Source organism: Streptococcus parapneumoniae (assembly GCF_037076355.1).
Lineage (GTDB): Bacteria > Bacillota > Bacilli > Lactobacillales > Streptococcaceae > Streptococcus > Streptococcus parapneumoniae.
Genome location: NZ_AP026968.1, coordinates 1,371,407 through 1,393,512, shown reverse-complemented (window position 1 = coordinate 1,393,512; position 22,106 = coordinate 1,371,407). Strand labels below are relative to the sequence as shown.

The 22,106-nt window shown below is 41.0% G+C and carries 24 protein-coding genes and 1 pseudogene; 21 read left to right on the top strand and 4 right to left on the bottom strand.

Going from position 1 to position 22,106, the window contains the following annotated elements:
- The first annotated feature begins 5 nt into the window (after positions 1–5).
- From aguB to SP4011_RS07245, 3 genes are all read left to right on the top strand, one after another.
- Entirely contained in the window at positions 6–881 is an 876-nt protein-coding gene (gene aguB, locus SP4011_RS07255) for an N-carbamoylputrescine amidase (protein WP_338618540.1), read from the top strand.
- Between the two features lie 191 nt (positions 882–1,072).
- Positions 1,073–1,774 carry a response regulator transcription factor gene (locus SP4011_RS07250; protein ID WP_338618538.1) on the top strand — a complete coding sequence of 234 codons (702 nt, stop codon included), beginning with the start codon at positions 1,073–1,075 and terminating at the stop codon, positions 1,772–1,774.
- Complete coding sequence (locus SP4011_RS07245; protein WP_338618536.1) at positions 1,771–2,649, top strand: HAMP domain-containing sensor histidine kinase; 879 nt, start codon at positions 1,771–1,773, stop codon at positions 2,647–2,649. The genes SP4011_RS07250 and SP4011_RS07245 overlap by 4 nt, the downstream gene beginning before the upstream one ends.
- A 40-nt stretch (positions 2,650–2,689) precedes the next feature.
- On the opposite strand, the gene SP4011_RS07240 is transcribed toward SP4011_RS07245, so the two are convergent.
- The 3 genes from SP4011_RS07240 to SP4011_RS07230 form a co-directional block, all read right to left on the bottom strand.
- The gene (locus SP4011_RS07240) at positions 2,690–3,442 is read right to left on the bottom strand and encodes an ABC transporter permease (protein WP_338618534.1); all 753 of its coding nucleotides are present in this window, start codon (positions 3,440–3,442) and stop codon (positions 2,690–2,692) included.
- A 10-nt stretch (positions 3,443–3,452) separates the two neighbouring features.
- Entirely contained in the window at positions 3,453–4,361 is a 909-nt protein-coding gene (locus SP4011_RS07235) for an ABC transporter ATP-binding protein (protein ID WP_338618532.1), read from the bottom strand.
- 141 nt (positions 4,362–4,502) lie between these two features.
- Positions 4,503–5,312 carry a Cof-type HAD-IIB family hydrolase gene (locus tag SP4011_RS07230; protein WP_338618531.1) on the bottom strand — a complete coding sequence of 270 codons (810 nt, stop codon included), beginning with the start codon at positions 5,310–5,312 and terminating at the stop codon, positions 4,503–4,505.
- Positions 5,313–5,530: 218 nt separating this feature from the next.
- Here SP4011_RS07230 and SP4011_RS07225 point away from each other — a divergent pair, with 218 nt between their 5' ends.
- Positions 5,531–6,202 (top strand): CPBP family intramembrane glutamic endopeptidase, encoded by a 672-nt coding sequence (locus SP4011_RS07225; protein WP_338618530.1) that lies wholly within the window; start codon positions 5,531–5,533, stop codon positions 6,200–6,202.
- A gap of 52 nt (positions 6,203–6,254) precedes the next feature.
- Here the strand turns inward: SP4011_RS07225 and SP4011_RS07220 are convergent, their stop codons facing one another.
- Positions 6,255–6,452: an AraC family transcriptional regulator gene (locus tag SP4011_RS07220; RefSeq protein WP_338618528.1), complete on the bottom strand. Its 198-nt coding sequence runs from the start codon at positions 6,450–6,452 to the stop codon at positions 6,255–6,257.
- On the opposite strand from SP4011_RS07220, the gene SP4011_RS07215 reads away from it, so the two are divergent.
- From SP4011_RS07215 to SP4011_RS07135, 17 genes and pseudogenes are all read left to right on the top strand, one after another.
- Positions 6,445–7,353, top strand: coding sequence for a LysR family transcriptional regulator (locus SP4011_RS07215; RefSeq protein WP_338618527.1), 909 nt, complete (start codon positions 6,445–6,447; stop codon positions 7,351–7,353). The two genes, SP4011_RS07220 and SP4011_RS07215, sit on opposite strands and share 8 nt — an antisense overlap.
- Complete coding sequence (gene lspA / locus SP4011_RS07210; protein ID WP_338618525.1) at positions 7,350–7,811, top strand: signal peptidase II; 462 nt, start codon at positions 7,350–7,352, stop codon at positions 7,809–7,811. Before SP4011_RS07215 ends, lspA begins: the two co-directional genes overlap by 4 nt.
- A complete protein-coding gene (locus SP4011_RS07205) occupies positions 7,801–8,688 on the top strand; it encodes an RluA family pseudouridine synthase (protein ID WP_338618524.1) in 888 nt (295 codons plus the stop codon). Before lspA ends, SP4011_RS07205 begins: the two co-directional genes overlap by 11 nt.
- 2 nt (positions 8,689–8,690) lie before the next feature.
- A pseudogene (locus tag SP4011_RS07200) lies at positions 8,691–9,868 on the top strand (MBL fold metallo-hydrolase); the annotation flags it as partial.
- Between the two features lie 5 nt (positions 9,869–9,873).
- The gene (gene cbpE, locus SP4011_RS07195; protein WP_338618523.1) at positions 9,874–11,757 is read left to right on the top strand and encodes a phosphorylcholine esterase CbpE; all 1,884 of its coding nucleotides are present in this window, start codon (positions 9,874–9,876) and stop codon (positions 11,755–11,757) included.
- Between the two features lie 100 nt (positions 11,758–11,857).
- On the top strand, positions 11,858–12,967 hold the full coding sequence (gene proB, locus SP4011_RS07190; protein WP_338618521.1) for a glutamate 5-kinase: 1,110 nt from the start codon (positions 11,858–11,860) through the stop codon (positions 12,965–12,967).
- Between the two features lie 9 nt (positions 12,968–12,976).
- On the top strand, positions 12,977–14,239 hold the full coding sequence (locus SP4011_RS07185) for a glutamate-5-semialdehyde dehydrogenase (RefSeq protein ID WP_338618520.1): 1,263 nt from the start codon (positions 12,977–12,979) through the stop codon (positions 14,237–14,239).
- Positions 14,240–14,242: 3 nt separating this feature from the next.
- The gene (gene proC / locus SP4011_RS07180; protein ID WP_338618519.1) at positions 14,243–15,040 is read left to right on the top strand and encodes a pyrroline-5-carboxylate reductase; all 798 of its coding nucleotides are present in this window, start codon (positions 14,243–14,245) and stop codon (positions 15,038–15,040) included.
- Positions 15,041–15,269: 229 nt separating this feature from the next.
- Complete coding sequence (tmk, locus tag SP4011_RS07175; RefSeq protein WP_338618518.1) at positions 15,270–15,908, top strand: dTMP kinase; 639 nt, start codon at positions 15,270–15,272, stop codon at positions 15,906–15,908.
- On the top strand, positions 15,905–16,795 hold the full coding sequence (locus SP4011_RS07170) for a DNA polymerase III subunit delta' (protein WP_281058209.1): 891 nt from the start codon (positions 15,905–15,907) through the stop codon (positions 16,793–16,795). Before tmk ends, SP4011_RS07170 begins: the two co-directional genes overlap by 4 nt.
- A gap of 39 nt (positions 16,796–16,834) precedes the next feature.
- Entirely contained in the window at positions 16,835–17,152 is a 318-nt protein-coding gene (gene yabA, locus SP4011_RS07165) for a DNA replication initiation control protein YabA (protein WP_000358227.1), read from the top strand.
- A gap of 2 nt (positions 17,153–17,154) precedes the next feature.
- Positions 17,155–18,033 (top strand): 16S rRNA (cytidine(1402)-2'-O)-methyltransferase, encoded by an 879-nt coding sequence (gene rsmI, locus SP4011_RS07160; protein ID WP_176139753.1) that lies wholly within the window; start codon positions 17,155–17,157, stop codon positions 18,031–18,033.
- A 186-nt stretch (positions 18,034–18,219) separates the two neighbouring features.
- Positions 18,220–19,554 (top strand): methylenetetrahydrofolate--tRNA-(uracil(54)-C(5))-methyltransferase (FADH(2)-oxidizing) TrmFO, encoded by a 1,335-nt coding sequence (trmFO, locus tag SP4011_RS07155; protein ID WP_281058207.1) that lies wholly within the window; start codon positions 18,220–18,222, stop codon positions 19,552–19,554.
- Positions 19,555–19,637: 83 nt separating this feature from the next.
- On the top strand, positions 19,638–20,375 hold the full coding sequence (gene pyrH / locus SP4011_RS07150) for a UMP kinase (RefSeq protein WP_000002996.1): 738 nt from the start codon (positions 19,638–19,640) through the stop codon (positions 20,373–20,375).
- Positions 20,376–20,383: 8 nt separating this feature from the next.
- Positions 20,384–20,941, top strand: coding sequence for a ribosome recycling factor (frr, locus tag SP4011_RS07145; RefSeq protein WP_001262225.1), 558 nt, complete (start codon positions 20,384–20,386; stop codon positions 20,939–20,941).
- 59 nt (positions 20,942–21,000) lie between these two features.
- Positions 21,001–21,867 carry an RNA-binding virulence regulatory protein CvfB gene (gene cvfB, locus SP4011_RS07140; protein ID WP_173229089.1) on the top strand — a complete coding sequence of 289 codons (867 nt, stop codon included), beginning with the start codon at positions 21,001–21,003 and terminating at the stop codon, positions 21,865–21,867.
- Positions 21,864–22,079: a YozE family protein gene (locus SP4011_RS07135; protein WP_001232084.1), complete on the top strand. Its 216-nt coding sequence runs from the start codon at positions 21,864–21,866 to the stop codon at positions 22,077–22,079. Before cvfB ends, SP4011_RS07135 begins: the two co-directional genes overlap by 4 nt.
- Positions 22,080–22,106 lie beyond the last annotated feature (27 nt).

Sequence of the window (22,106 nt, the reverse complement as noted above, 5' to 3'; positions counted from 1 at the left end):
AAAAGATGAGAAATGTAAGAGTTGCAGCCATTCAGATGCAATGCGCTAAGGATGTGGCAACAAATATCCAAACCGCAGAGCGTTTAGTACGTCAGGCTACAGAACAAGGTGCACAAATTATTCTCTTGCCCGAGTTGTTTGAACGTCCCTATTTCTGTCAGGAACGTCAGTATGACTACTACCAGTATGCCCAGTCGGTGACAGACAATACAGCTATTCAGCATTTTAAAACCATTGCCAAGGAGCTAAAGGTCGTTTTACCGATCAGTTTCTATGAAAAAGATGGCAATGTCTTGTATAACTCTATTGCCGTTATTGATGCAGATGGGGAAGTGCTGGGCGTTTATCGGAAAACCCACATACCAGATGACCATTATTATCAAGAAAAATTTTATTTCACACCTGGCAACACTGGTTTCAAGGTCTGGGATACTCGCTATGCCAAGATTGGTATCGGTATCTGTTGGGATCAATGGTTCCCCGAAACGGCCCGCTGTCTTGCATTGAATGGTGCTGAATTGCTTTTTTATCCTACAGCCATCGGTTCAGAGCCGATTTTGGATACAGATAGTTGTGGTCATTGGCAACGTACCATGCAAGGACACGCAGCAGCAAATATTGTTCCAGTCATCGCAGCCAATCGTTATGGATTAGAGGAAGTCACTCCAAGTGAGGAAAATGGTGGACAGAGTTCCAGTCTTGACTTCTACGGTTCCTCCTTTATAACGGATGAAACAGGAGCTATTCTAGAGAAAGCTGAAAGACAAGGCGAAGCTGTTCTATTAGCCACTTATGACCTAGACAAGGGAGCAAGCGAACGCCTAAACTGGGGCTTGTTTCGAGATAGAAGACCCGAAATGTATCAACGAATTACGGACTAGTAGGAGAGAAATGAGAGATTCATTCTGCTAGATTAACTTCTTATTTTTAACTATAAGGATACTATGTTGTCTAGTAAGTGGATTTTATATTTTAACCCTCTAAGGCTTTCTCGCGTTTTTATGCGAGGAGCTTTTCTGTTTAAGCTTTATCAATAAAACATGCTATAATAGTTGCAGAAAGGTTGGTATTTATGGCTAGGATATTGGTTATTGAAGACAATAGTGACATTCAAGAGATTTTGCGGACACTTCTTACTGAGGAGCATGAGGTGATTCAAGCCTTTTCAGGAACTGAAGGAATCATGCGTTTTGACCAAGGTGGGATTGACCTCGTTTTGCTAGATATCATGCTTCCTGGGAAAAATGGAGATCAGGTTTTAAAAGCCATCAGGGAACAAAGTCAAACTCCAGTCATTATGCTAACGGCTTTGAGCGATAAGAGGCTAATCAGTCAATACCTCTTAGACGGTGCCAATGATTACATAGTCAAACCTTTTGATTTGGACGAAGTCTTTGCCAGAGTTACTGTTCAATTACGCCAAAGTGTAGAAAAACATCCTATGGAAATAGGAAAAACTGAACATCTGCCACAAAATTTGAAAAATATCCAGTTTGATGCAGAAAGTTTTGAAATCAAAAATAGTCAGGAAACCATTCGCCTTGCCAAGAAAGAATGCTTGATTCTCCAAACTCTCCTTAAACACCCTAAGAAAATTTTTACAAAAGAAGAACTTTATGAATTGGTCTGGGAGGATAGCTATCTACCTGGAGATAATACCCTCAATACGCATTTGAGTAATCTGCGTAAAAAATTTAACCATCTGGATCCAACTCAAGAATATATTGAAACCATTTGGGGAGTTGGTGTAAGATTAAAAGGAGACAAGCAATGACCTACATGATAATTTTTGTCCTACTAGTACTCCTAATTATTTTATCGATTACATTGATTCGCTACCATCTAGCACTTAAAAACTTGAGTCAACAGATTGAAGACAAGATTCTCACAGGTAGTATGAAAAGAGTCGGAGTCAGCATTTTTTCCAAACATTTTTTACACCTCTATCAGCAGATTGAGAATCTATTTCAGGAAGTGGAACAATCTCGATTGGTTATGAAAAGGGAAAAACAGACTCTGGATATGGCCATCAGCAATATTGCCCATGATATTCGGACCCCTCTGACTATCGCTTCAGGCTACACCCAACAATTGATAAAGTCTCCTGAAGACAAAGCAGAAACCTTACAAAAAATAGCCCAGCATCTTGATTTAGTTTCCAAACGTTTGGAGGCTCTCCTAGAATACCGTCGTTTGATGGAAGGAGCTGTCAAACCGAAACTGGAAGAAGTGGATTTTTCAGCTTTTATCACCAAAAAGACTCTGGCTTATTATGATGTTTTTCAGGCGGCAAATATCACGCTTGATTTTAAGGTTGAAGATGATTTAAAAATGAGGACTGATGAAGACTTGCTGGATAGAATTTTACAAAATCTGCTTGGAAATGTCCTCAAACATGGCAAGGAAGAAGCGCGGCTATCTTTGAGAAAGGAAAAGGAACAGCTTGTCTTAGAGATTGCAAACCTTGTCAAACAGCCCATCAGAAGAATAGAAAATCTCAGCAACCGTTTTTATTCTGAAAATCTATCTGATACGGAAGAATCCTCTGGTTTAGGTCTTTATATCACTGAGGAATTATGTCATCTTCTCGGTGCAGAGATGAAACTAGGAACAGATGGGCAATGGTTGTCGGTTTTCATTTACTTTTAAAGAAAAGAAACCTCCTCTGTAGGCTAGAGGAGGTCATTTTTTATAGACTTTTCTTTTTGAAAACTGTCAGTCCACCTATATTAAAGATTACAATAACAGCTAAGGTAACTATAAGTGTATAGAAAATGGATTCACTATTAGCAGTCATAGCATAGGAAAATTGCAAGGACAAATATGGTAAAATTTTGATATTTGGAAAAAAGAGCATTGGCATAGAAAGTAAGATAGAGCTGACAAAATAACCAATAAATACTGCAAGATAAGAATGACTCACATAGAGAATAAAGGAAACAATGGAAAGCCAAGCAAGGAGGCAAAGGAATTGAAGGGAAATGGTTATCAGTAGATTGCCAATAAAGCCATCAGGCATAGTTCCCAATCCATTTAAGATAGTTGCTGGAATAAAGGCAATCACGAGACCGATGATGAGTTGAGAAAGTCCAATGCAAGCCAATACAAAGGCTTTGGCAAGGAAAAACTCGGTACGAGAAACACCCACTGTTAAATTATTTTTATAGAGTTTGCCGATTAAATCAACTCCAAGCACGAGGCAGGCTAGGACGATGCAGAGAAAAACGAGGTTTGAACCTTGACTAGACGCGTTAATAAGTGCTTGTATACCATTCCAACCTTGGATTGGTATATCTGGTTCTTCTGTCTGGATTGCCATTAGTTGACCCGTAGCCCCAAAAATAGCCCCCATTAACATGAGTAAAAAGAGAATGAACTCTGTAATCCAGAATCCTTTGGAACGGAAAAGACGGTAAAAGTCTGCTTGAATGGTATGTATCATGATTTTTCTCCTATTCGACCAATTGAGTGAAGTATTCTTCTAGGTTTTGACGAGCATAGTAAATCTCGTCAATGGCAACATCTGCCAAGGTTAATTCCTTGAGAATCTGTTTGACATCTTGTTCCTGACCAAAGATATGGATTTCATTTTCAGGATTAACAACCTTGAACTGGAGCTGGATTTGTTCTTTCAATACTTGACAAGCTTTCTCTTGATCAGCTGTCTTAAGAACAATGTAATCCTCACTTAGTGTTTCAAATTCAGCCTTGCTGATTTCACGGATAACCTTGCCTTGATCTAAAATACCAAAGCGATTAGCTAGGAGATAGAGTTCTGACAAGATATGGCTAGAGATGAGAATGGTGATCCCTTTCTCTTGATTGAGCCGTTGAATCATCAGACGAAACTCTTTGATACCGATTGGGTCGAGACCGTTGATAGGTTCATCTAAGATTAGGAAGTCTGGTTTGGATAGAAGGGCAATGGCGATACCAAGTCTTTGTTTCATTCCTAGCGAGAAATCACGAAAGACTTTTTTACCTGTATCTGCCAAACCTACATAGTCCAGGGTTTCACGAATGACTTGATCAGCATTTGGAATATGACGAATCATACAGTAATATTTCAGATTTTGGTAGGCTGTTAAATGATTATGAGCTACAGGTGATTCTATCACTGAACCTACTCGAGATAGGGCCTTGGTCCACTCATTTTCCGATTGACTAGAAAAGAGGGAAACAGTTCCTTTATCCGCAAAGAGTAGTTGCGTAATGATTTTGATTAAGGTGGTTTTCCCAGCTCCATTCTTCCCAATAAGTCCATAAATATCTCCCTCTCTTATCGTTAGATGAAGATCCTGAAGGATAGCTTGTTTGTCAAAGTTTTTGGACAATCCATGAATGTCGAGTACTGTTTTCATGATTCTCTCCTTTTGATTTATTTTGATAACTTTAGTATAAAGCATAGAAATCAAAGAAAGCTCAAGCATTTCTAAAGAGTTTCTAAAGTTTTAGGAATTCTTAAATATCAAAACCCAGTTGATATGAACTGGGCTTCTTTACTATAAAATATATTTCTCAATGGCACGCGCAACACCGTCTTCTTCGTTGCTTACTGTAACAGCATCCGCAAGAGATTTGACATGGTCACTAGCATTTCCCATAGCAATACCGAGGCCGGCAAACTGGAGCATTTCAATGTCGTTATTGGCATCGCCCATGGCCATAATCTCTGAGGAATCAATCTTCAAAATATCTGCTAGTCGAGAAAGAGCAGTAGCCTTTGTCGTACCAAGTGGCATAGCTTCATAAATGACAGGCTGCGAACGAACTCCACTAAATCGTTGACAGAGTTCCTCAGCAAAACGTTGCTCAAAATCGTCTGTTTGGCTCTCTGTTCCTAAAAACATACCTTGGAACATACGAAACTTGCCACTAGTCGCTTCCTCAAGAGAAATTTCAGTCAGGTCTGAAAAGACTAGTTTGGCATCATTTTGAATGACTTGATTGGGCTTGCCACCGAGGACAAAATAATGTGTCTCGTCAAAAAGAGTCAACTGAACATCACTTTTTTCAGCTAGGTCATAGAGATATTTGATGTCTGCTGGACTAAGTTCTTGCCAATCAACCAGACTCCAATCACTGGTCTGGTGAGTTGAACAACCGTTGTTAACAATAACATATTCATTCTGGAGGTTAAGTCCCAATTTTTTATAGTAGGGGAGGACACCGAAAAGCGGGCGACCTGTACAGAGAACCAGTTTGACACCTTTTTCAATAGCTTGGTGAATAGCAGTAATATGAGCTTGTGGGATTTCCTTGGCTTCATTGAGGAGGGTTCCGTCCATATCCAAGGCTAGTAGTTTAATCATAAGACTTCCTTCTTTATCTTTTGGTATTATTATAGCATATTTTGGAGAAGAAATTGATAGAAAGCTTGGGGCTAATTGATTTTACAGTTTAGGATGTTTTGATGACAATTCAAGATTTGAAGAGGATATTTGGAAAAGATATGCTATACTAAATTTGTTATACAGTTAAGTAAACCATTCTATTCAATAAGCTAGTCAAGGAAAACAGAGGATTTAATATGAAAAAACGGATTATTCAGATTTTACTAGCATTGTCCCTAATTTTTTACAAATCAACTTGGTTTTGGGGGCTTTTCAATTATCTCGCAAAGCCCTATCTACCAGCAAGTCGTGAATTTTTTCAGATTCTGCTTTTGATGGAGAGTGGAGTTCTTTTGTCAGCAGTTATCTATCTACTAGTTTTTGCAGGAAAGAAAATTTTTCATTTCAAGTGGCAGCTGAGGTATTTTATCTATCTTTTACTGGGCTACATCATTTCGTATATGTCGGACTTCCTCTTGTCTTATTTCATACCCTCGTCTTCAAATCAAATTTCTTTGAATGAAACGATAGAAATGATAGGAAGACAGGAATTACCCTATTTCTTGCTCATAGCTTGCTTCATCGGCCCTATTGCTGAGGAATTGATTTATCGCGGTGTGCTTATGACAACCTTTTTCAAAAACTCGCCTTGGTACGGAGATGTCTTGCTTTCTGCTATTATTTTCGGTTATATTCATATCAATTTTGCTTTAACTCCTCTTGCTTTTTTCATTTATGCTAGCGGAGGGCTTATTTTAGCTCTATTGTATCGCATGACAAAAAGTCTCTACTATCCAATACTAGTTCATATTTTCATCAATATCGCTGCCTTCTGGAATGTGTGGTTACTCCTATTTTCAGGAAGTTAGCTTACTAAAACAATGTCGGAATTTTCCGGCATTTTCTTTTTTTCACAAATAGTCATCGTTTTTCTTTCCGATACTGGAGTGGTGTGTAGCCAGTTATTTTTTTGAATTGATTTTGAAAATAAGATTGGCTTGAGAAAGGCAGATAGTGAAGATAGTGAAGAAGAATAGGATGTTCTTTTTTCCTTTTTGGAAAACTTCTAAAATATGGTATAATGAAAAGATAAAGAAGTTGGGGGTAGAAGATGAACATTCAACAATTACGCTATGTTGTTGCCATTGCCAATAGTGGTACTTTCCGTGAAGCTGCTGAAAAGATGTATGTAAGCCAGCCGAGTCTATCTATTTCTGTTCGTGATTTGGAAAAAGAGTTGGGTTTTAAGATTTTCCGTCGGACCAGCTCAGGGACTTTCTTGACTCGTCGTGGTATGGAATTCTATGAAAAAGCGCAAGAATTGGTTAAAGGATTTGATATTTTTCAAAATCAGTATGCTAATCCTGAAGAAGAAAAAGATGAATTTTCCATTGCTAGCCAGCACTATGACTTCTTGCCACCAACTATTACGGCCTTTTCAGAGCGCTATCCTGATTACAAAAATTTCCGTATTTTTGAGTCTACTACAGTTCAAATACTTGATGAAGTAGCTCAGGGGCACAGTGAGATTGGGATTATCTACCTCAACAATCAAAATAAAAAGGGGATTATGCAACGGGTTGAAAAGCTAGGCCTGGAGGTCATTGAATTGATTCCCTTCTATACCCACATTTATCTCCGTGAGGGGCATTCTTTGGCTCAGAAAGAGGAATTGGTTATGGAGGATTTAGCGGATCTACCAACGGTTCGTTTCACTCAAGAGAAAGATGAGTACCTTTATTATTCAGAGAACTTTGTTGATACTAGTGCGAGCTCACAGATGTTTAATGTGACAGACCGTGCTACCTTGAATGGTATTTTGGAGCGGACGGACGCCTATGCGACAGGTTCTGGATTTTTAGATAGTGACAGTGTCAATGGGATTACAGTTATTCGTCTCAAGGATAACCTAGATAATCGCATGGTCTATGTTAAACGTGAAGAAGTGGAGCTCAGTCAAGCTGGGACTCTCTTCGTAGAAGTCATGCAAGAATATTTTGATCAAAAGAGGAAATCATGAAAAAAAGAGGAATAGTGGTAGTCGTTGTACTGCTTTTGATTGGTCTGGATCAGTTGGTTAAATCCTATATCGTCCAACAGATTCCACTGGGTGAAGTTCGTTCTTGGATTCCCAATTTCGTTAGCTTGACCTACCTGCAAAATCGAGGGGCAGCCTTTTCTATCTTACAAGATCAGCAGTTCTTATTCGCTGTCATTACTCTGGTTGTCGTGGTAGGTGCCATTTGGTATCTACATAAACACATGGAGAACTCACTTTGGATGGTCTTGGGTTTGACCTTGATTATCGCAGGTGGTCTTGGGAACTTTATTGACAGGGTGAGTCAGGGTTTTGTTGTGGATATGTTCCACCTTGACTTTATCAATTTTGCAATTTTCAATGTAGCAGATAGCTATCTGACGGTTGGAGTGATTATTTTATTGATTGCAATGCTAAAAGAGGAAATAAATGGAAATTAAAATTGAAACTGGTGGCCTGCGTTTAGATAAGGCTTTGTCCGATTTGACAGAATTATCACGCAGTCTCGCGAATGAACAAATCAAATCAGGCCAGGTCTTGGTCAATGGCCAAGTCAAGAAAGCTAAATACACTGTCCAAGAGGGCGATGTCGTCACTTACCATGTGCCAGAACCAGAGGTCTTAGAGTATGTAGCTGAGAATCTTCCGCTAGATATCATCTACCAAGATGAGGATGTGGCCGTCGTTAACAAACCTCAGGGGATGGTGGTGCATCCGAGTGCTGGTCATACTAGTGGAACTCTAGTAAATGCCCTTATGTATCATATTAAGGACTTGTCGGGTATCAATGGGGTTCTACGCCCAGGAATTGTTCATCGTATTGATAAGGATACGTCTGGCCTTCTCATGATTGCTAAAAACGATGAGGCGCATCTAGCACTTGCCCAAGAACTCAAGGATAAAAAGTCTCTCCGCAAATATTGGGCTATTGTTCATGGAAATCTGCCTAATGATCGTGGTGTGATTGAAGCTCCGATTGGCCGTAGTGAAAAAGACCGTAAGAAACAGGCTGTGACTGCTAGAGGGAAGCCTGCAGTGACCCGTTTCCACGTCTTGGAACGTTTTGGTGATTACAGCTTGGTAGAGTTGCAGCTAGAGACAGGACGCACTCATCAAATCCGTGTTCACATGGCTTATATTGGCCATCCAGTCGCTGGTGATGAGGTCTATGGTCCTCGCAAGACTTTGAAAGGACATGGACAATTTCTCCATGCCAAGACTCTAGGCTTTACCCATCCGAGAACAGGTGAGACCATGGAATTTACAGCAGATATCCCAGAGATTTTTAAGGAAACATTGGAGAGATTGAGAAAGTAAGAATGAAGTGTAAAAAGAAGTCCAGTATAATTATGGTAACTGCAATCTTAATCATAATATATATATATATATATATATATAATGGGTTAACGCTAGAAAAATATTTTGGCTTTTCCAGTAATAAAATACATTTTGTTAATGTACTGACTGCAGGAAGTGATGCTATTATTTTGGAAAGTAATGGTCATTTTGCCATGATTGATGTAGGAGAAGATTATGATTTTCCTGATGGTAGTAATCCTCAATATCCTTTGAGACCAGGAATCGGTACTTCTTATAAGCATGTAATGACCGATAGAGTATTCCGTCATTTGAAGGAATTGGGTGCCCGAAAACTTGATTTTATTTTGGTAACCCATACCCACAGTGACCATATTGGAAATATGGATGAAATATTAGATAAATACCCTGTTGATCGTATTTATATGAAAAGATATGATGATAGTCGTATAACTGATAAAAATCGTTTGTGGGATAATCTCTACGGATATGATAATGCGATTAAAGCTGCAAATCGTAATGGGGTGAAATTGATTCAAGATATTTCAAATGAAGAATCCCGTTTTACAATGGGAGACATGGATATTCAGCTCTATAATTATGAAAATGAATATGATGAGAATGGAAATCTTAAACCTGTTTGGGACGATAATTCCAATTCCTTGATTAGTGTAGTCAAAGTCAATGGCAAGAAAATTTACCTTGGGGGCGACTTAGATAATGTTCATGGAGCAGAAGACAAGTATGGTCCTCTTATTGGAAAAGTTGATTTGATGAAGTTTAATCATCATAAGGATACCGAAAAATCAAATACAAAAAACTTTATATTAAATCTATCTCCAGAAATCATAGTGCAGACAAGTGATGCTGTTCCAGGTTTTTATGATAGTCCTATTGTAGACAACCCTGAATATATAGCATGGTTAGATAGTTTAGGGATAAAGCGAATAAATGCAGCTAGTACAGAATATGATGCAACTGTTTTTGATATTAGACAAAATGGCATAGCTGATATAAGTAAACAATATAAAAAATACCATCGTTTGTTTCGGGATGGCATCAGAAATCTAATGGCGAGTGGTGGTACCAAGCACCAGATTCTACAGGAAATTATTCTATCGGTTGGAACGAAATTGATGGAAAAAGATATTATTTTAATCAAAAAGGAATTCTAATAGAGCAATAATGAAAAAGAAATTGATTAGTTTAGCACTTGCAGGCGCTTTTTTAGGTTTGTCATGGTATGGGAATGTTCAAGCTCAAGAAAGTTCAGGAAATAAAATTCACTTTATCAATGTTCAAGAAGGTGGCAGTGATGCGATTATTCTTGAAAGCAATGGGCATTTTGCCATGGTGGATACAGGAGAAGATTATGACTTCCCAGACGGTAGTGATTCTCGCTATCCATGGAGAGAAGGAATTGAAACGTCTTATAAGCATGTTCTAACAGACCGTGTTTTTCGTCGTTTGAAGGAATTGGGTGTCCAAAAACTTGATTTTATTTTGGTGACCCATACTCACAGTGACCATATTGGAAATGTTGATGAATTACTGTCTACCTATCCAGTTGACCGAGTCTATCTTAAAAAATATAGTGATAATCGTATTACTAATTCTGAACGTTTATGGGATAATCTGTACGGTTATGATCAGGTTTTACAGACTGCCGCCGAAAAAGGTGTTTCAGTTATTCAAAACATCACACAAGGAGATGCTCATTTTCAGTTTGGGGACATGGATATTCAACTCTATAACTATGAAAATGAAACTGATTCATCAGGTGAATTAAAGAAAATTTGGGATGACAATTCCAATTCCCTGATTAGTGTAGTGAAAGTCAATGGCAAGAAAATTTACCTTGGGGGCGACTTAGATAATGTGCATGGAGCGGAAGACAAGTACGGTTCTCTCATTGGAAAAGTTGATTTGATGAAGTTTAACCATCACCGTGATACCAATAAATCAAACACCAAGGATTTCATTAAACATTTGAGTCCGAGTTTGATTGTTCAAACCTCGGATAGTTTACCTTGGAAAAATGGTGTTGATAGTGAGTATGTCAATTGGCTTAAAGAACGAGGAATTGAGAGAATCAACGCAGCCAGCAAAGACTATGATGCAACAGTTTTTGATATTCGACAAGACGGTTTAGTAAACATTTCAACTTCCTACAATCCGATTCCAAGTTTTCAAGCTGGTTGGCATAAGAGTGCATATGGGAACTGGTGGTATCAAGCGCCTGATTCTACAGGAGAGTATACTGTCGGTTGGAATGAAATCGAAGGTGAATGGTATTACTTTAACCAAACGGGTATCTTGTTACAGAATCAATGGAAAAAATGGAACAATCATTGGTTCTATTTGACAGACTCTGGTGCTTCTGCTAAAAATTGGAAGAAAATTGATGGAATCTGGTATTATTTTAACAAAGAAAATCAGATGGAAATTGGTTGGGTAAATACTGGAGGTCAGAATTATTATTTATCCAAGGATGGTTCGCTGCAAACAGGTTGGCTTCAATATAAGGGCCAATGGTATTACTTTGCCCCATCAGGAGAAATGAAAACGGGTTGGGTAAAAGATAAAGAAACCTGGTACTATATGGATTCTACTGGTATCATGAAGACAGGCGAGATAGAAGTTGCTGGTCATCATTACTATCTAGAAGATTCAGGAGCTATGAAGCAAGGTTGGCTTAAAAAGGCAAATGCTTGGTATTTCTACAAGGAAGATGGTTCACGAGCTGTGGGTTGGATCAAGGACAAGGATAAATGGTACTTCTTGAAAGAAAATGGTCAATTGCTTGTGAACGGTAAGACACCAGAAGGCTATACTGTTGATTCAAGTGGTGCCTGGTTAGTGGATGTTCCAGTCGAAAAATCTGCTACAATTAAAACTACAAGTCATTCAGAAATAAAAGAATCTAATGAAGTAGTGAAAAAGGATCTTGAAAATAAAGAAACGAGTCAACATGAAAGTGTTGCAAGTTCTTCAACTAGTCAAGATTTGACATCATCAACTTCCAAAACCTCTGAAACGAGTGCAAACAAATCGGAATCAGAACAGTAGTAAAAAAGAAGGTTTTAGGGCCTTCTTTTTCCTATCAACTCTTTTCTATTTCCTGTCATTCATGTTATAATGGATAAATATGAAGAATCGGAGTGAGACTATGAAATACAAACGGATTGTCTTTAAGGTGGGGACTTCTTCTCTGACGAATGAGGATGGAAGCTTATCACGTAGTAAAGTAAAAGCTATTACCCAACAGTTGGCTATGCTGCACGAGGCTGGTCATGAATTGATTTTGGTGTCGTCGGGTGCCATTGCTGCTGGTTTTGGAGCCTTAGGATTTAAAAAACGTCCGACTAAGATTGCTGATAAACAGGCTTCAGCAGCGGTAGGACAGGGGCTTTTGTTGGAAGAATACACGACCAATCTTCTCTTGCGCCAAATCGTTTCTGCACAAATCTTGCTGACCCAGGATGACTTTGTGGATAAGCGCCGTTATAAAAATGCCCATCAGGCTTTGTCAATTCTACTTAGCCGTGGTGCGATTCCTATCATCAACGAGAATGATAGTGTCGTCATTGATGAACTCAAGGTTGGGGATAATGACACTCTGAGTGCCCAGGTAGCGGCCATGGTCCAAGCAGACCTTTTGGTTCTCTTGACAGATGTGGACGGTCTCTATACTGGAAATCCTAATTCAGATCCAAGAGCCAAACGCTTGGAGCGAATCGAGACCATCAATCGTGAGATTATTGATATGGCCGGTGGAGCCGGTTCGTCTAATGGTACAGGTGGTATGTTAACCAAAATCAAAGCTGCAACTATTGCGACAGAATCAGGGGTTCCTGTTTATATCTGCTCATCTTTGAAGGTGGATGCCATGATTGAGGCAGCTGAGGATACCAAGGATGGTTCCTACTTTGTTGCTCAAGAGAAGGGGCTGCGTACCCAGAAACAATGGCTGGCCTTCTATGCTCAGAGTCAAGGTTCTATTTGGGTTGATAAAGGAGCTGCAGAAGCTCTCTCTCAACATGGCAAGAGTCTTCTCTTATCTGGTATTGTTGAAGCAGAAGGCGCCTTTTCTTACGGTGATATTGTGACAGTATTTGACAAGGAAAGTGGAAAATCACTTGGAAAAGGACGCGTGCAATTCGGAGCATCTGCTTTGGAGGATATGTTGCGTTCTCAAAAAGCCAAGGGTGTCTTGATTCACCGTGATGACTGGATTTCCATTACGCCTGAAATCCAACTACTCTTTACAGAATTTTAGAGGTAAACTATGGTAAGTACACAAGAACAATTTGAACAGGTACAGGCTGTTAAAAAATCGATCAACACAGCTAGTGAAGAGGTGAAAAACCAAGCCTTGCTAGCTATGGCTGATTACTTAGTGGCTACTACAGAGGAAATTTTAGCGGCTAATGCCCTCGATATGGCAGCGGCCAAAGGTAAAATCTCAGATGTGATGCTGGATCGTCTTTATTTGGATGCAAGTCGTATAGAAGCGATGGCAAGAGGGATTCGTGAAGTGGTTGCCTTACCAGATCCAATCGGTGAAGTTTTAGAAACCAATCAGCTTGAAAATGGTTTGGTTATCACAAAGAAACGTGTGGCTATGGGCGTTATCGGTATTATCTATGAAAGCCGTCCAAATGTGACGTCTGATGCGGCTGCTTTGGCTCTTAAAAGTGGAAATGCGGTTGTTCTTCGTAGTGGGAAGGATGCCTATCAATCTGCCCATGCCATTGTCATAGCCTTGAAGAAGGGCTTGGAAACGACTACTATTCACCCGGATGTGATTCAACTGGTGGAAGATACCAGCCGAGAAAGCAGCTATGCCATGATGAAGGCCAAGGGCTATCTAGACCTTCTCATTCCTCGTGGAGGGGCTGGCTTGATCAATGCCGTGGTTGAGAATGCTATCGTACCTGTTATTGAGACGGGGACTGGGATTGTCCATGTCTATGTGGATAAGGATGCAGATGAAGACAAGGCTCTGTCTATCATCAACAATGCCAAAACCAGTCGTCCTTCTGTCTGCAATGCCATGGAGGTTTTGCTAGTTCATGAAGCCAAGGCAGCAAGCTTCCTTCCTCGCTTGGAGCAAGTGCTGGTTGCAGATCGAAAAGAAGCTGGTCTGGAACCAATTCAATTCCGCTTGGATGAGAAAGCAAGTCAGTTTGTTTCAGGTCAAGCAGCTGAGGCTCAAGACTTTGACACCGAGTTTTTAGACTATGTCCTAGCTGTTAAGGTTGTGAGCAGTTTAGAAGAAGCGGTCGCGCATATTGAAGCCCACAGTACCCATCATTCGGATGCCATTGTGACGGAAAATGCTGAAGCTGCGGCTTACTTTACAGATCAAGTGGACTCTGCAGCGGTTTATGTCAATGCCTCAACTCGTTTCACCGATGGTGGCCAATTTGGACTTGGTTGTGAAATGGGAATTTCTACTCAGAAACTGCACGCGCGTGGTCCAATGGGATTAAAAGAGTTGACCAGCTACAAGTATGTGGTTGCTGGTGATGGGCAGATAAGGGAGTAAGAGATGAAGATTGGATTTATCGGCTTGGGGAATATGGGTGCTAGTTTGGCCAAGGCTGTCTTGCAGGCCAAGACGGGTGATCAGATTCTCCTTGCCAATCGTAGTCAAGCCAAGGTAGATGTTTTCATTGCAGACTTTGGTGGTCAGGCTTCCAGCAACGAAGAAATTTTTGCAGAAGCAGATGTGATTTTTCTAGGTGTTAAGCCAGCTCAGTTCTCAGACTTGCTATCTCAATACCAGACCATCCTTGAAAAAAGAGAAAGTCTTCTTTTGATTTCCATGGCAGCTGGATTGACTTTAGAAAAAATAGCAAGTCTTATCCCAAGTCAACACCGAATTATTCGCATGATGCCAAATACCCCTGCTTCTATTGGTCAAGGAGTGATTAGCTATGCCTTGTCTCCTAATTGCAGGGCTGAGGACAGTGAGCTCTTTTGTCAGCTTTTAGCCAAAGCTGGTCTTTTGGTTGAACTTGGGGAAGGCTTAATCGATGCAGCGACAGGTCTTGCAGGTTGTGGACCAGCCTTTGTCTATCTCTTTATTGAGGCCTTGGCAGATGCGGGCGTTCAGACAGGATTAACACGAGAAATAGCACTGAAAATGGCAGCTCAAACCGTGGTAGGAGCTGGGCAATTGGTCCTAGAAAGCCAAGAGCATCCTGGAGTCTTGAAAGACCAAGTTTGTAGCCCAGGCGGTTCGACTATCGCTGGTGTAGCAAGCTTAGAAGCGCATGCTTTTCGAGGAACGGTCATGGAGGCAGTCACTAAAGCCTACAAACGAACTAAAAAACTTGGTAAATAAGAGGTGGCTTTGTCTGCCTCTTTTATGGTGGTTGATACTCTTCGAAAATCTCTTCAAACTGCGTCAGCTTCCATCTGCAACCTCAAAACAGTGTTTTGAGCAACCTGCGGTTAGCTTCCTAGTTTGCTCTTTGATTTTCATTGAGTATTAAATAGGAAGACAAAAAAGATTGTCACAAACCCCTATTTTTTTGATAGAATAGAAGTAGTAAAAAAGAAATGAGTTAGACATGTCAAAAGGATTTTTAGTCTCTCTTGAGGGACCAGAGGGAGCAGGAAAGACCAGTGTTTTAGAGGCTTTGCTCCCAATTTTAGAGGAAAAAGGAGTAGAGGTGCTGACGACCCGCGAACCTGGCGGAGTCTTGATTGGGGAGAAGATTCGTCAAGTGATTTTGGACCCAAGTCATACTCAGATGGATTCTAAAACAGAGCTTTTGCTCTATATCGCCAGTCGCAGACAGCACTTGGTGGAAAAAGTTCTTCCAGCACTTGAAGATGGTAAGTTGGTCATTATGGACCGCTTCATCGATAGTTCCGTTGCCTATCAGGGATTTGGTCGTGGTTTGGACATTGAAGCCATTGATTGGCTCAATCAGTTTGCGACAGATGGCCTTAAACCTGATTTGACACTCTATTTTGACATCGAGGTGGAAGAAGGACTGGCTCGAATTGCTGCGAATAGTAATCGTGAGGTCAATCGTTTGGACTTGGAAGGGTTGGACTTGCATAAAAAAGTTCGTAAAGGCTATCTTTCTCTTCTGAATAAAGAGGGAAATCGCATTGTCAAGATTGATGCCAGTCTTCCATTGGAGGAGGTTGTGGAAACCACCAAGGCTGTCTTGTTTGACAGAATGGGATTAGCTAAATGAAACAAGATCAACTAAAGGTCTGGCAGCCAGAACAGTTTGACCGCTTTGTCCGTATCTTGGAGCAAGACCAGCTCAATCATGCCTACCTCTTTTCAGGTTTCTTTGGAAGCTTGGAAATGGCGCAATTTTTGGCTAAAAGTCTCTTTTGCACGGATAAGGTAGGCGTTCTACCATGTGAGAAATGCCGAAATTGTAAGCTGATTGAACAGGGAGAATTTCCCGATGTCACCTTGATTAAACCAGTCAATCAGGTCATTAAGACAGAACGCATCCGGGAATTGGTGGGACAGTTTTCTCAAGCAGGGATTGAAAGCCAACAACAGGTCTTTATTATCGAGCAAGCTGAGAAAATGCATCCTAACGCAGCTAATTCTCTGCTTAAGGTCATCGAAGAACCCCAGAGTGAGGTTTACATTTTCTTCTTGACCAGTGATGAAGAAAAGATCTTACCGACCATCCGAAGTCGGACCCAGATTTTCCACTTTAAAAAGCAGGAAGAAAAACTCATCTTGCTCTTAGAACAAATGGGACTGGTTAAGAAAAAAGCGACTCTTTTAGCCCAGTTTAGTCAATCGCGAGCTGAAGCAGAAAAGTTGGCCAATCAGGCAAGTTTTTGGACCTTGGTCGATGAAAGTGAACGCCTGCTGACTTGGTTAGTAGCTAAGAAAAAAGAAAGTTATCTGCAAGTTGCTAAATTGGCTAGTTTGGTAGATGACAAGGAAAAACAAGATCAGGTTTTACGGATTCTTGAAGTCCTCTGTGGGCAAGATATCCTACAAGCAAGAGTAAGAGTGATTCTACAAGATTTGCTAGAAGCTAGAAAAATGTGGCAAGCTAATGTCAGCTTTCAAAATGCCATGGAATATCTGGTTTTGAAAGAAATATGAACTCAAAAATGAACGATAAAGAAAGGAAAGGGCTGGTTTATGGACAAAAAAGAATTATTTGACGCGCTGGATGATTTTTCCCAACAGTTATTGGTAACCTTGGCCGATGTGGAAGCCATCAAGAAAAATCTCAAGAGCCTGGTAGAGGAAAATACAGCTCTTCGTTTGGAAAATAGTAAGTTGCGGGAACGCTTGGGTGAGGTGGAAGCAGACGCTCCCGTCAAGGCCAAGCATGTTCGTGAAAGTGTCCGTCGGATTTATAAAGATGGTTTTCACGTGTGTAATGATTTTTATGGACAACGTCGAGAGCAGGACGAAGAATGTATGTTCTGTGATGAGTTGTTATACAGGGAGTAAGCATGCAGATTCAAAAAAGTTTTAAGGGGCAGTCTCCCTATGGCAAGCTGTACCTAGTAGCAACGCCGATTGGCAATCTAGATGATATGACATTTCGAGCTATTCAGACCTTGAAAGAAGTGGACTGGATTGCAGCTGAGGATACGCGCAATACAGGTCTTTTGCTCAAGCATTTCGACATTCAGACAAAGCAGATCAGTTTTCATGAGCATAATGCTAAGGAAAAAATTCCTGATTTGATTGGTTTCCTGAAAGCAGGGCAAAGTATTGCTCAGGTTTCTGATGCGGGTCTGCCTAGCATCTCAGACCCTGGTCATGATTTAGTTAAGGCAGCCATTGAGGAAGAAATTGCGGTTGTGACTGTTCCAGGTGCCTCTGCAGGAATTTCTGCCTTGATTGCCAGTGGTCTAGCGCCGCAGCCCCATATCTTTTACGGCTTTTTACCGAGAAAATCAGGCCAGCAAAAACAATTTTTCGACTCAAAAAAAGACTATCCTGAAACACAAATTTTCTATGAATCGCCCCATCGTGTGGCAGATACATTGGAAAATATGCTAGAAGTCTACGGTGATCGTTCGGTAGTCTTGGTCAGAGAATTGACCAAAATCTATGAAGAATACCAACGAGGAAAGATCTCTGAATTGTTGGAAAACATAGCTGAAACACCACTCAAGGGCGAATGCCTTCTCATTGTTGAGGGTGCCAGCCAAGATGTGGAGGAGAAGGACGAGGAGGACTTGTTTTCAGAAATCCAATCTCGCATCCAGCAAGGCATGAAGAAAAACCAAGCTATTAAGGAAGTTGCTAAGATTTACCAGTGGAATAAAAGCCAGCTCTACGCTGCCTACCACGACTGGGAAGAAAATCAAGAAAATGACTAAACAGGGAAGTTTGCCTTCTTCCCTTTTTTTGTTATACTAGTAGAAGAAAAAAATAGAAAGATTTGTGGGAGTGAAAAAGTCCGGGGGACTTTTTCAGCCTGAGCCTAGAAATTCGAAAGCGAGTAAGTTCGGTTGGCTTTTTCAATGTGAACCTTGTCTTTACACTCCCAAAGAGGTATTAGTGTCGTGTCTCAATCTTATATCAATGTTATCGGTGCTGGTTTGGCAGGTTCTGAAGCAGCCTACCAAATTGCAGAACGTGGTATTCCAGTTAAACTTTATGAAATGCGTGGTGTCAAGTCAACACCTCAACACAAAACAGACAATTTTGCTGAGTTAGTTTGTTCTAATTCCCTTCGTGGGGATGCCTTGACAAATGCTGTCGGGCTTCTCAAGGAAGAAATGCGTCGCTTGGGTTCAGTCATTTTGGAATCTGCTGAAGCTACACGTGTTCCTGCAGGAGGTGCGCTTGCGGTGGACCGCGATGGTTTCTCCCAAATGGTGACCGAAAAAGTGGCCAACCATCCTTTGATTGAAGTGGTTCGTGATGAAATTACAGAATTGTCGACAGATGTTATTACGGTTGTCGCTACTGGTCCCTTGACTAGTGATGCCCTGGCTGAAAAGATTCATTCTCTTAATGACGGCGATGGTTTCTATTTCTACGATGCGGCAGCGCCTATTATCGATGTCAACACTATCGATATGAGCAAGGTCTATCTCAAGTCTCGTTATGATAAGGGAGAAGCCGCTTATCTCAACGCTCCAATGACCAAGCAAGAGTTTATGGATTTCCATGAAGCCTTGGTCAATGCGGAAGAAGCACCGCTTAATTCTTTTGAAAAAGAAAAGTACTTTGAAGGCTGTATGCCTATCGAAGTCATGGCTAAACGTGGTATTAAAACCATGCTTTATGGACCTATGAAACCAGTCGGTCTTGAGTATCCGGACGACTACACAGGACCTCGTGATGGCGAATTTAAAACACCTTATGCGGTTGTCCAACTTCGTCAGGACAATGCGGCTGGTAGTCTCTACAATATCGTCGGTTTCCAGACCCACCTCAAATGGGGAGAACAAAAGCGTGTCTTCCAAATGATTCCAGGCCTTGAAAATGCGGAGTTTGTTCGTTATGGTGTCATGCACCGCAATTCTTACATGGATTCACCAAATCTCCTTGAACAGACCTACCGTTCTAAGAAACAACCAAATCTCTTCTTTGCTGGTCAGATGACGGGTGTGGAAGGCTATGTAGAGTCCGCAGCATCAGGCTTAGTTGCAGGTATTAACGCGGCTCGACTCTTCAAAGGTGAAAGTGAGGCTATTTTCCCAGAGACAACAGCGATTGGAAGCCTAGCTCATTACATCACTCATGCAGATAGCAAACATTTCCAACCCATGAATGTCAATTTCGGTATTATCAAGGAGTTAGAAGGCGAGCGTATCCGTGATAAGAAGGCTCGTTATGAAAAAATTGCTGAGCGTGCCCTCAGTGATTTAGAGGAATTTTTAACAGTCTAATTTTTTTGAAAGAATTGCTCATGATACTATAAAAATCTTAGAAATTGTGATAAAATAGGTAGGATAAAAAAAGGAGAGTGAAAATGGCGAATCCCAAGTATAAACGTATTTTAATCAAGTTATCAGGTGAAGCCCTTGCCGGTGAACGTGGCGTAGGGATTGATATCCAAACAGTTCAAACAATCGCAAAAGAGATTCAAGAAGTTCATAGCTTAGGTATCGAAATTGCCCTTGTTATCGGTGGAGGAAATCTCTGGCGTGGTGAACCTGCTGCAGAAGCAGGAATGGACCGCGTTCAGGCAGATTACACAGGAATGCTTGGGACTGTTATGAATGCTCTTGTGATGGCAGATTCATTGCAACAAGTTGGGGTTGATACACGTGTGCAAACAGCTATTGCTATGCAACAAGTGGCAGAGCCTTATGTCCGTGGACGTGCCCTTCGTCACCTTGAAAAAGGCCGTATCGTTATCTTTGGTGCCGGAATTGGTTCACCTTACTTCTCAACCGATACAACAGCGGCCCTTCGTGCAGCTGAAATCGAAGCGGATGCTATCCTTATGGCTAAAAATGGTGTCGACGGTGTTTACAATGCCGATCCTAAGAAGGACAAGACGGCCGTTAAGTTTGAAGAATTGACCCATCGTGACGTTATCAATAAAGGTCTTCGTATCATGGACTCAACAGCTTCAACCCTCTCAATGGATAACGACATTGACTTGGTTGTCTTCAACATGAACCAACCAGGCAACATCAAACGTGTCGTATTTGGTGAAAATATCGGAACAACAGTTTCAAATAATATCGAAGAAAAGGAATAAGAAAGATTATGGCTAACGCAATTATTGAAAAAGCTAAAGAGAGAATGACCCAGTCTCACCAATCACTTGCTCGTGAATTTGGTGGTATCCGTGCAGGTCGTGCCAACGCAAGTTTGCTCGACCGTGTACATGTAGAATACTATGGAGTAGAAACTCCTCTTAACCAAATCGCTTCAATTACCATTCCAGAAGCGCGTGTTTTGTTGGTAACACCATTTGACAAGTCTTCATTGAAAGACATCGAACGTGCCTTGAACGCTTCTGATCTTGGTATCACACCAGCTAACGACGGTTCAGTCATTCGTTTGGTTATCCCTGCTCTCACAGAAGAAACTCGTCGTGACCTTGCTAAAGAAGTGAAGAAGGTCGGCGAAAATGCTAAAGTGGCTGTCCGCAATATCCGTCGTGATGCTATGGATGAAGCCAAGAAACAAGAAAAAGCAAAAGAAATCACTGAAGACGAATTGAAGACTCTTGAAAAAGATATTCAAAAAGTAACAGACGATGCTGTCAAACACATCGACGACATGACTGCCAACAAAGAGAAAGAACTTTTGGAAGTCTAAAAATAAACAGAAAAACTCAGTTGGCATTGCTGGCTGAGTTTTATTCGAAAGAAGGAAATATGAATACAAATCTTGCAAGTTTTATCGTTGGACTCATCATCGATGAAAATGACCGTTTCTACTTTGTGCAAAAGGATGGTCAGACCTATGCACTTTCCAAGGAAGAAGGTCAACATACAGTAGGGGATACGGTCAAAGGTTTTGCTTATACGGATATGAAGCAAAAACTACGCTTGACCACTCTAGAAGTGACTGCTACTCAGGATCAATTTGGTTGGGGTCGTGTCACAGAAGTTCGTAAGGACTTGGGTGTCTTTGTAGATACAGGCCTTCCTGACAAGGAAATCGTTGTGTCACTCGATATTCTCCCTGAGCTTAAGGAACTCTGGCCTAAGAAGGGAGACCAACTCTACATCCGTCTTGAAGTGGACAAGAAAGACCGTATCTGGGGTCTCTTGGCCTATCAAGAAGACTTTCAACGTCTGGCTCGTCCTGCCTACAACAACATGCAGAACCAAAACTGGCCAGCCATTGTTTACCGACTCAAGCTGTCAGGAACCTTTGTCTACCTACCAGAAAATAACATGCTTGGCTTTATCCATCCTAGCGAGCGCTACGCAGAGCCACGTTTGGGGCAAGTATTAGATGCGCGCGTTATTGGTTTCCGTGAAGTGGACCGCACGTTGAACCTCTCCCTCAAACCACGTTCTTTTGAAATGTTGGAAAATGATGCCCAGATGATTTTGACTTATTTGGAAAGCAATGGCGGTTTTATGACCTTGAATGATAAGTCATCCCCTGAGGATATCAAGGCAACCTTTGGTATTTCTAAAGGTCAGTTCAAGAAAGCACTTGGTGGCTTGATGAAGGCTGGTAAAATCAAGCAAGACCAGTTTGGGACAGAGTTGATCTTGGGTGACTTATGAGAAAATCATTTTACACTTGGCTCATGACCGAGCGCAATCCTAAAAGTAACAGTCCCAAGGCTATCTTGGCAGACCTCGCTTTTGAAGAATCAGCCTTTCCAAAACACACAGATGATTTTGATGAGGTGAGTCGCTTTCTGGAAGAACATGCCAGTTTCTCTTTCAATCTAGGAGACTTTGACGCTATCTGGCAAGAATACTTAGAACACTAGCATGATTCATTGGGTTTGGGCTAGTAA

Coding starts and splice junctions, on each gene's coding strand:
- SP4011_RS07240 (WP_338618534.1), bottom strand. CDS start 3,442: ATGATACATACCATTCAAGCAGACTTTTACCGTCTTTTCCGTTCCAAA.
- SP4011_RS07250 (WP_338618538.1), top strand. CDS start 1,073: ATGGCTAGGATATTGGTTATTGAAGACAATAGTGACATTCAAGAGATT.
- rsmI (WP_176139753.1), top strand. CDS start 17,155: ATGCAGATTCAAAAAAGTTTTAAGGGGCAGTCTCCCTATGGCAAGCTG.
- cbpE (WP_338618523.1), top strand. CDS start 9,874: ATGAAAAAGAAATTGATTAGTTTAGCACTTGCAGGCGCTTTTTTAGGT.
- SP4011_RS07235 (WP_338618532.1), bottom strand. CDS start 4,361: ATGAAAACAGTACTCGACATTCATGGATTGTCCAAAAACTTTGACAAA.
- proB (WP_338618521.1), top strand. CDS start 11,858: ATGAAATACAAACGGATTGTCTTTAAGGTGGGGACTTCTTCTCTGACG.
- SP4011_RS07245 (WP_338618536.1), top strand. CDS start 1,771: ATGACCTACATGATAATTTTTGTCCTACTAGTACTCCTAATTATTTTA.
- pyrH (WP_000002996.1), top strand. CDS start 19,638: ATGGCGAATCCCAAGTATAAACGTATTTTAATCAAGTTATCAGGTGAA.
- SP4011_RS07215 (WP_338618527.1), top strand. CDS start 6,445: ATGAACATTCAACAATTACGCTATGTTGTTGCCATTGCCAATAGTGGT.
- SP4011_RS07135 (WP_001232084.1), top strand. CDS start 21,864: ATGAGAAAATCATTTTACACTTGGCTCATGACCGAGCGCAATCCTAAA.
- tmk (WP_338618518.1), top strand. CDS start 15,270: ATGTCAAAAGGATTTTTAGTCTCTCTTGAGGGACCAGAGGGAGCAGGA.
- SP4011_RS07205 (WP_338618524.1), top strand. CDS start 7,801: ATGGAAATTAAAATTGAAACTGGTGGCCTGCGTTTAGATAAGGCTTTG.
- cvfB (WP_173229089.1), top strand. CDS start 21,001: ATGAATACAAATCTTGCAAGTTTTATCGTTGGACTCATCATCGATGAA.
- frr (WP_001262225.1), top strand. CDS start 20,384: ATGGCTAACGCAATTATTGAAAAAGCTAAAGAGAGAATGACCCAGTCT.
- SP4011_RS07185 (WP_338618520.1), top strand. CDS start 12,977: ATGGTAAGTACACAAGAACAATTTGAACAGGTACAGGCTGTTAAAAAA.
- aguB (WP_338618540.1), top strand. CDS start 6: ATGAGAAATGTAAGAGTTGCAGCCATTCAGATGCAATGCGCTAAGGAT.
- SP4011_RS07220 (WP_338618528.1), bottom strand. CDS start 6,452: ATGTTCATCTTCTACCCCCAACTTCTTTATCTTTTCATTATACCATAT.
- SP4011_RS07225 (WP_338618530.1), top strand. CDS start 5,531: ATGAAAAAACGGATTATTCAGATTTTACTAGCATTGTCCCTAATTTTT.
- lspA (WP_338618525.1), top strand. CDS start 7,350: ATGAAAAAAAGAGGAATAGTGGTAGTCGTTGTACTGCTTTTGATTGGT.
- yabA (WP_000358227.1), top strand. CDS start 16,835: ATGGACAAAAAAGAATTATTTGACGCGCTGGATGATTTTTCCCAACAG.
- SP4011_RS07170 (WP_281058209.1), top strand. CDS start 15,905: ATGAAACAAGATCAACTAAAGGTCTGGCAGCCAGAACAGTTTGACCGC.
- SP4011_RS07230 (WP_338618531.1), bottom strand. CDS start 5,312: ATGATTAAACTACTAGCCTTGGATATGGACGGAACCCTCCTCAATGAA.
- proC (WP_338618519.1), top strand. CDS start 14,243: ATGAAGATTGGATTTATCGGCTTGGGGAATATGGGTGCTAGTTTGGCC.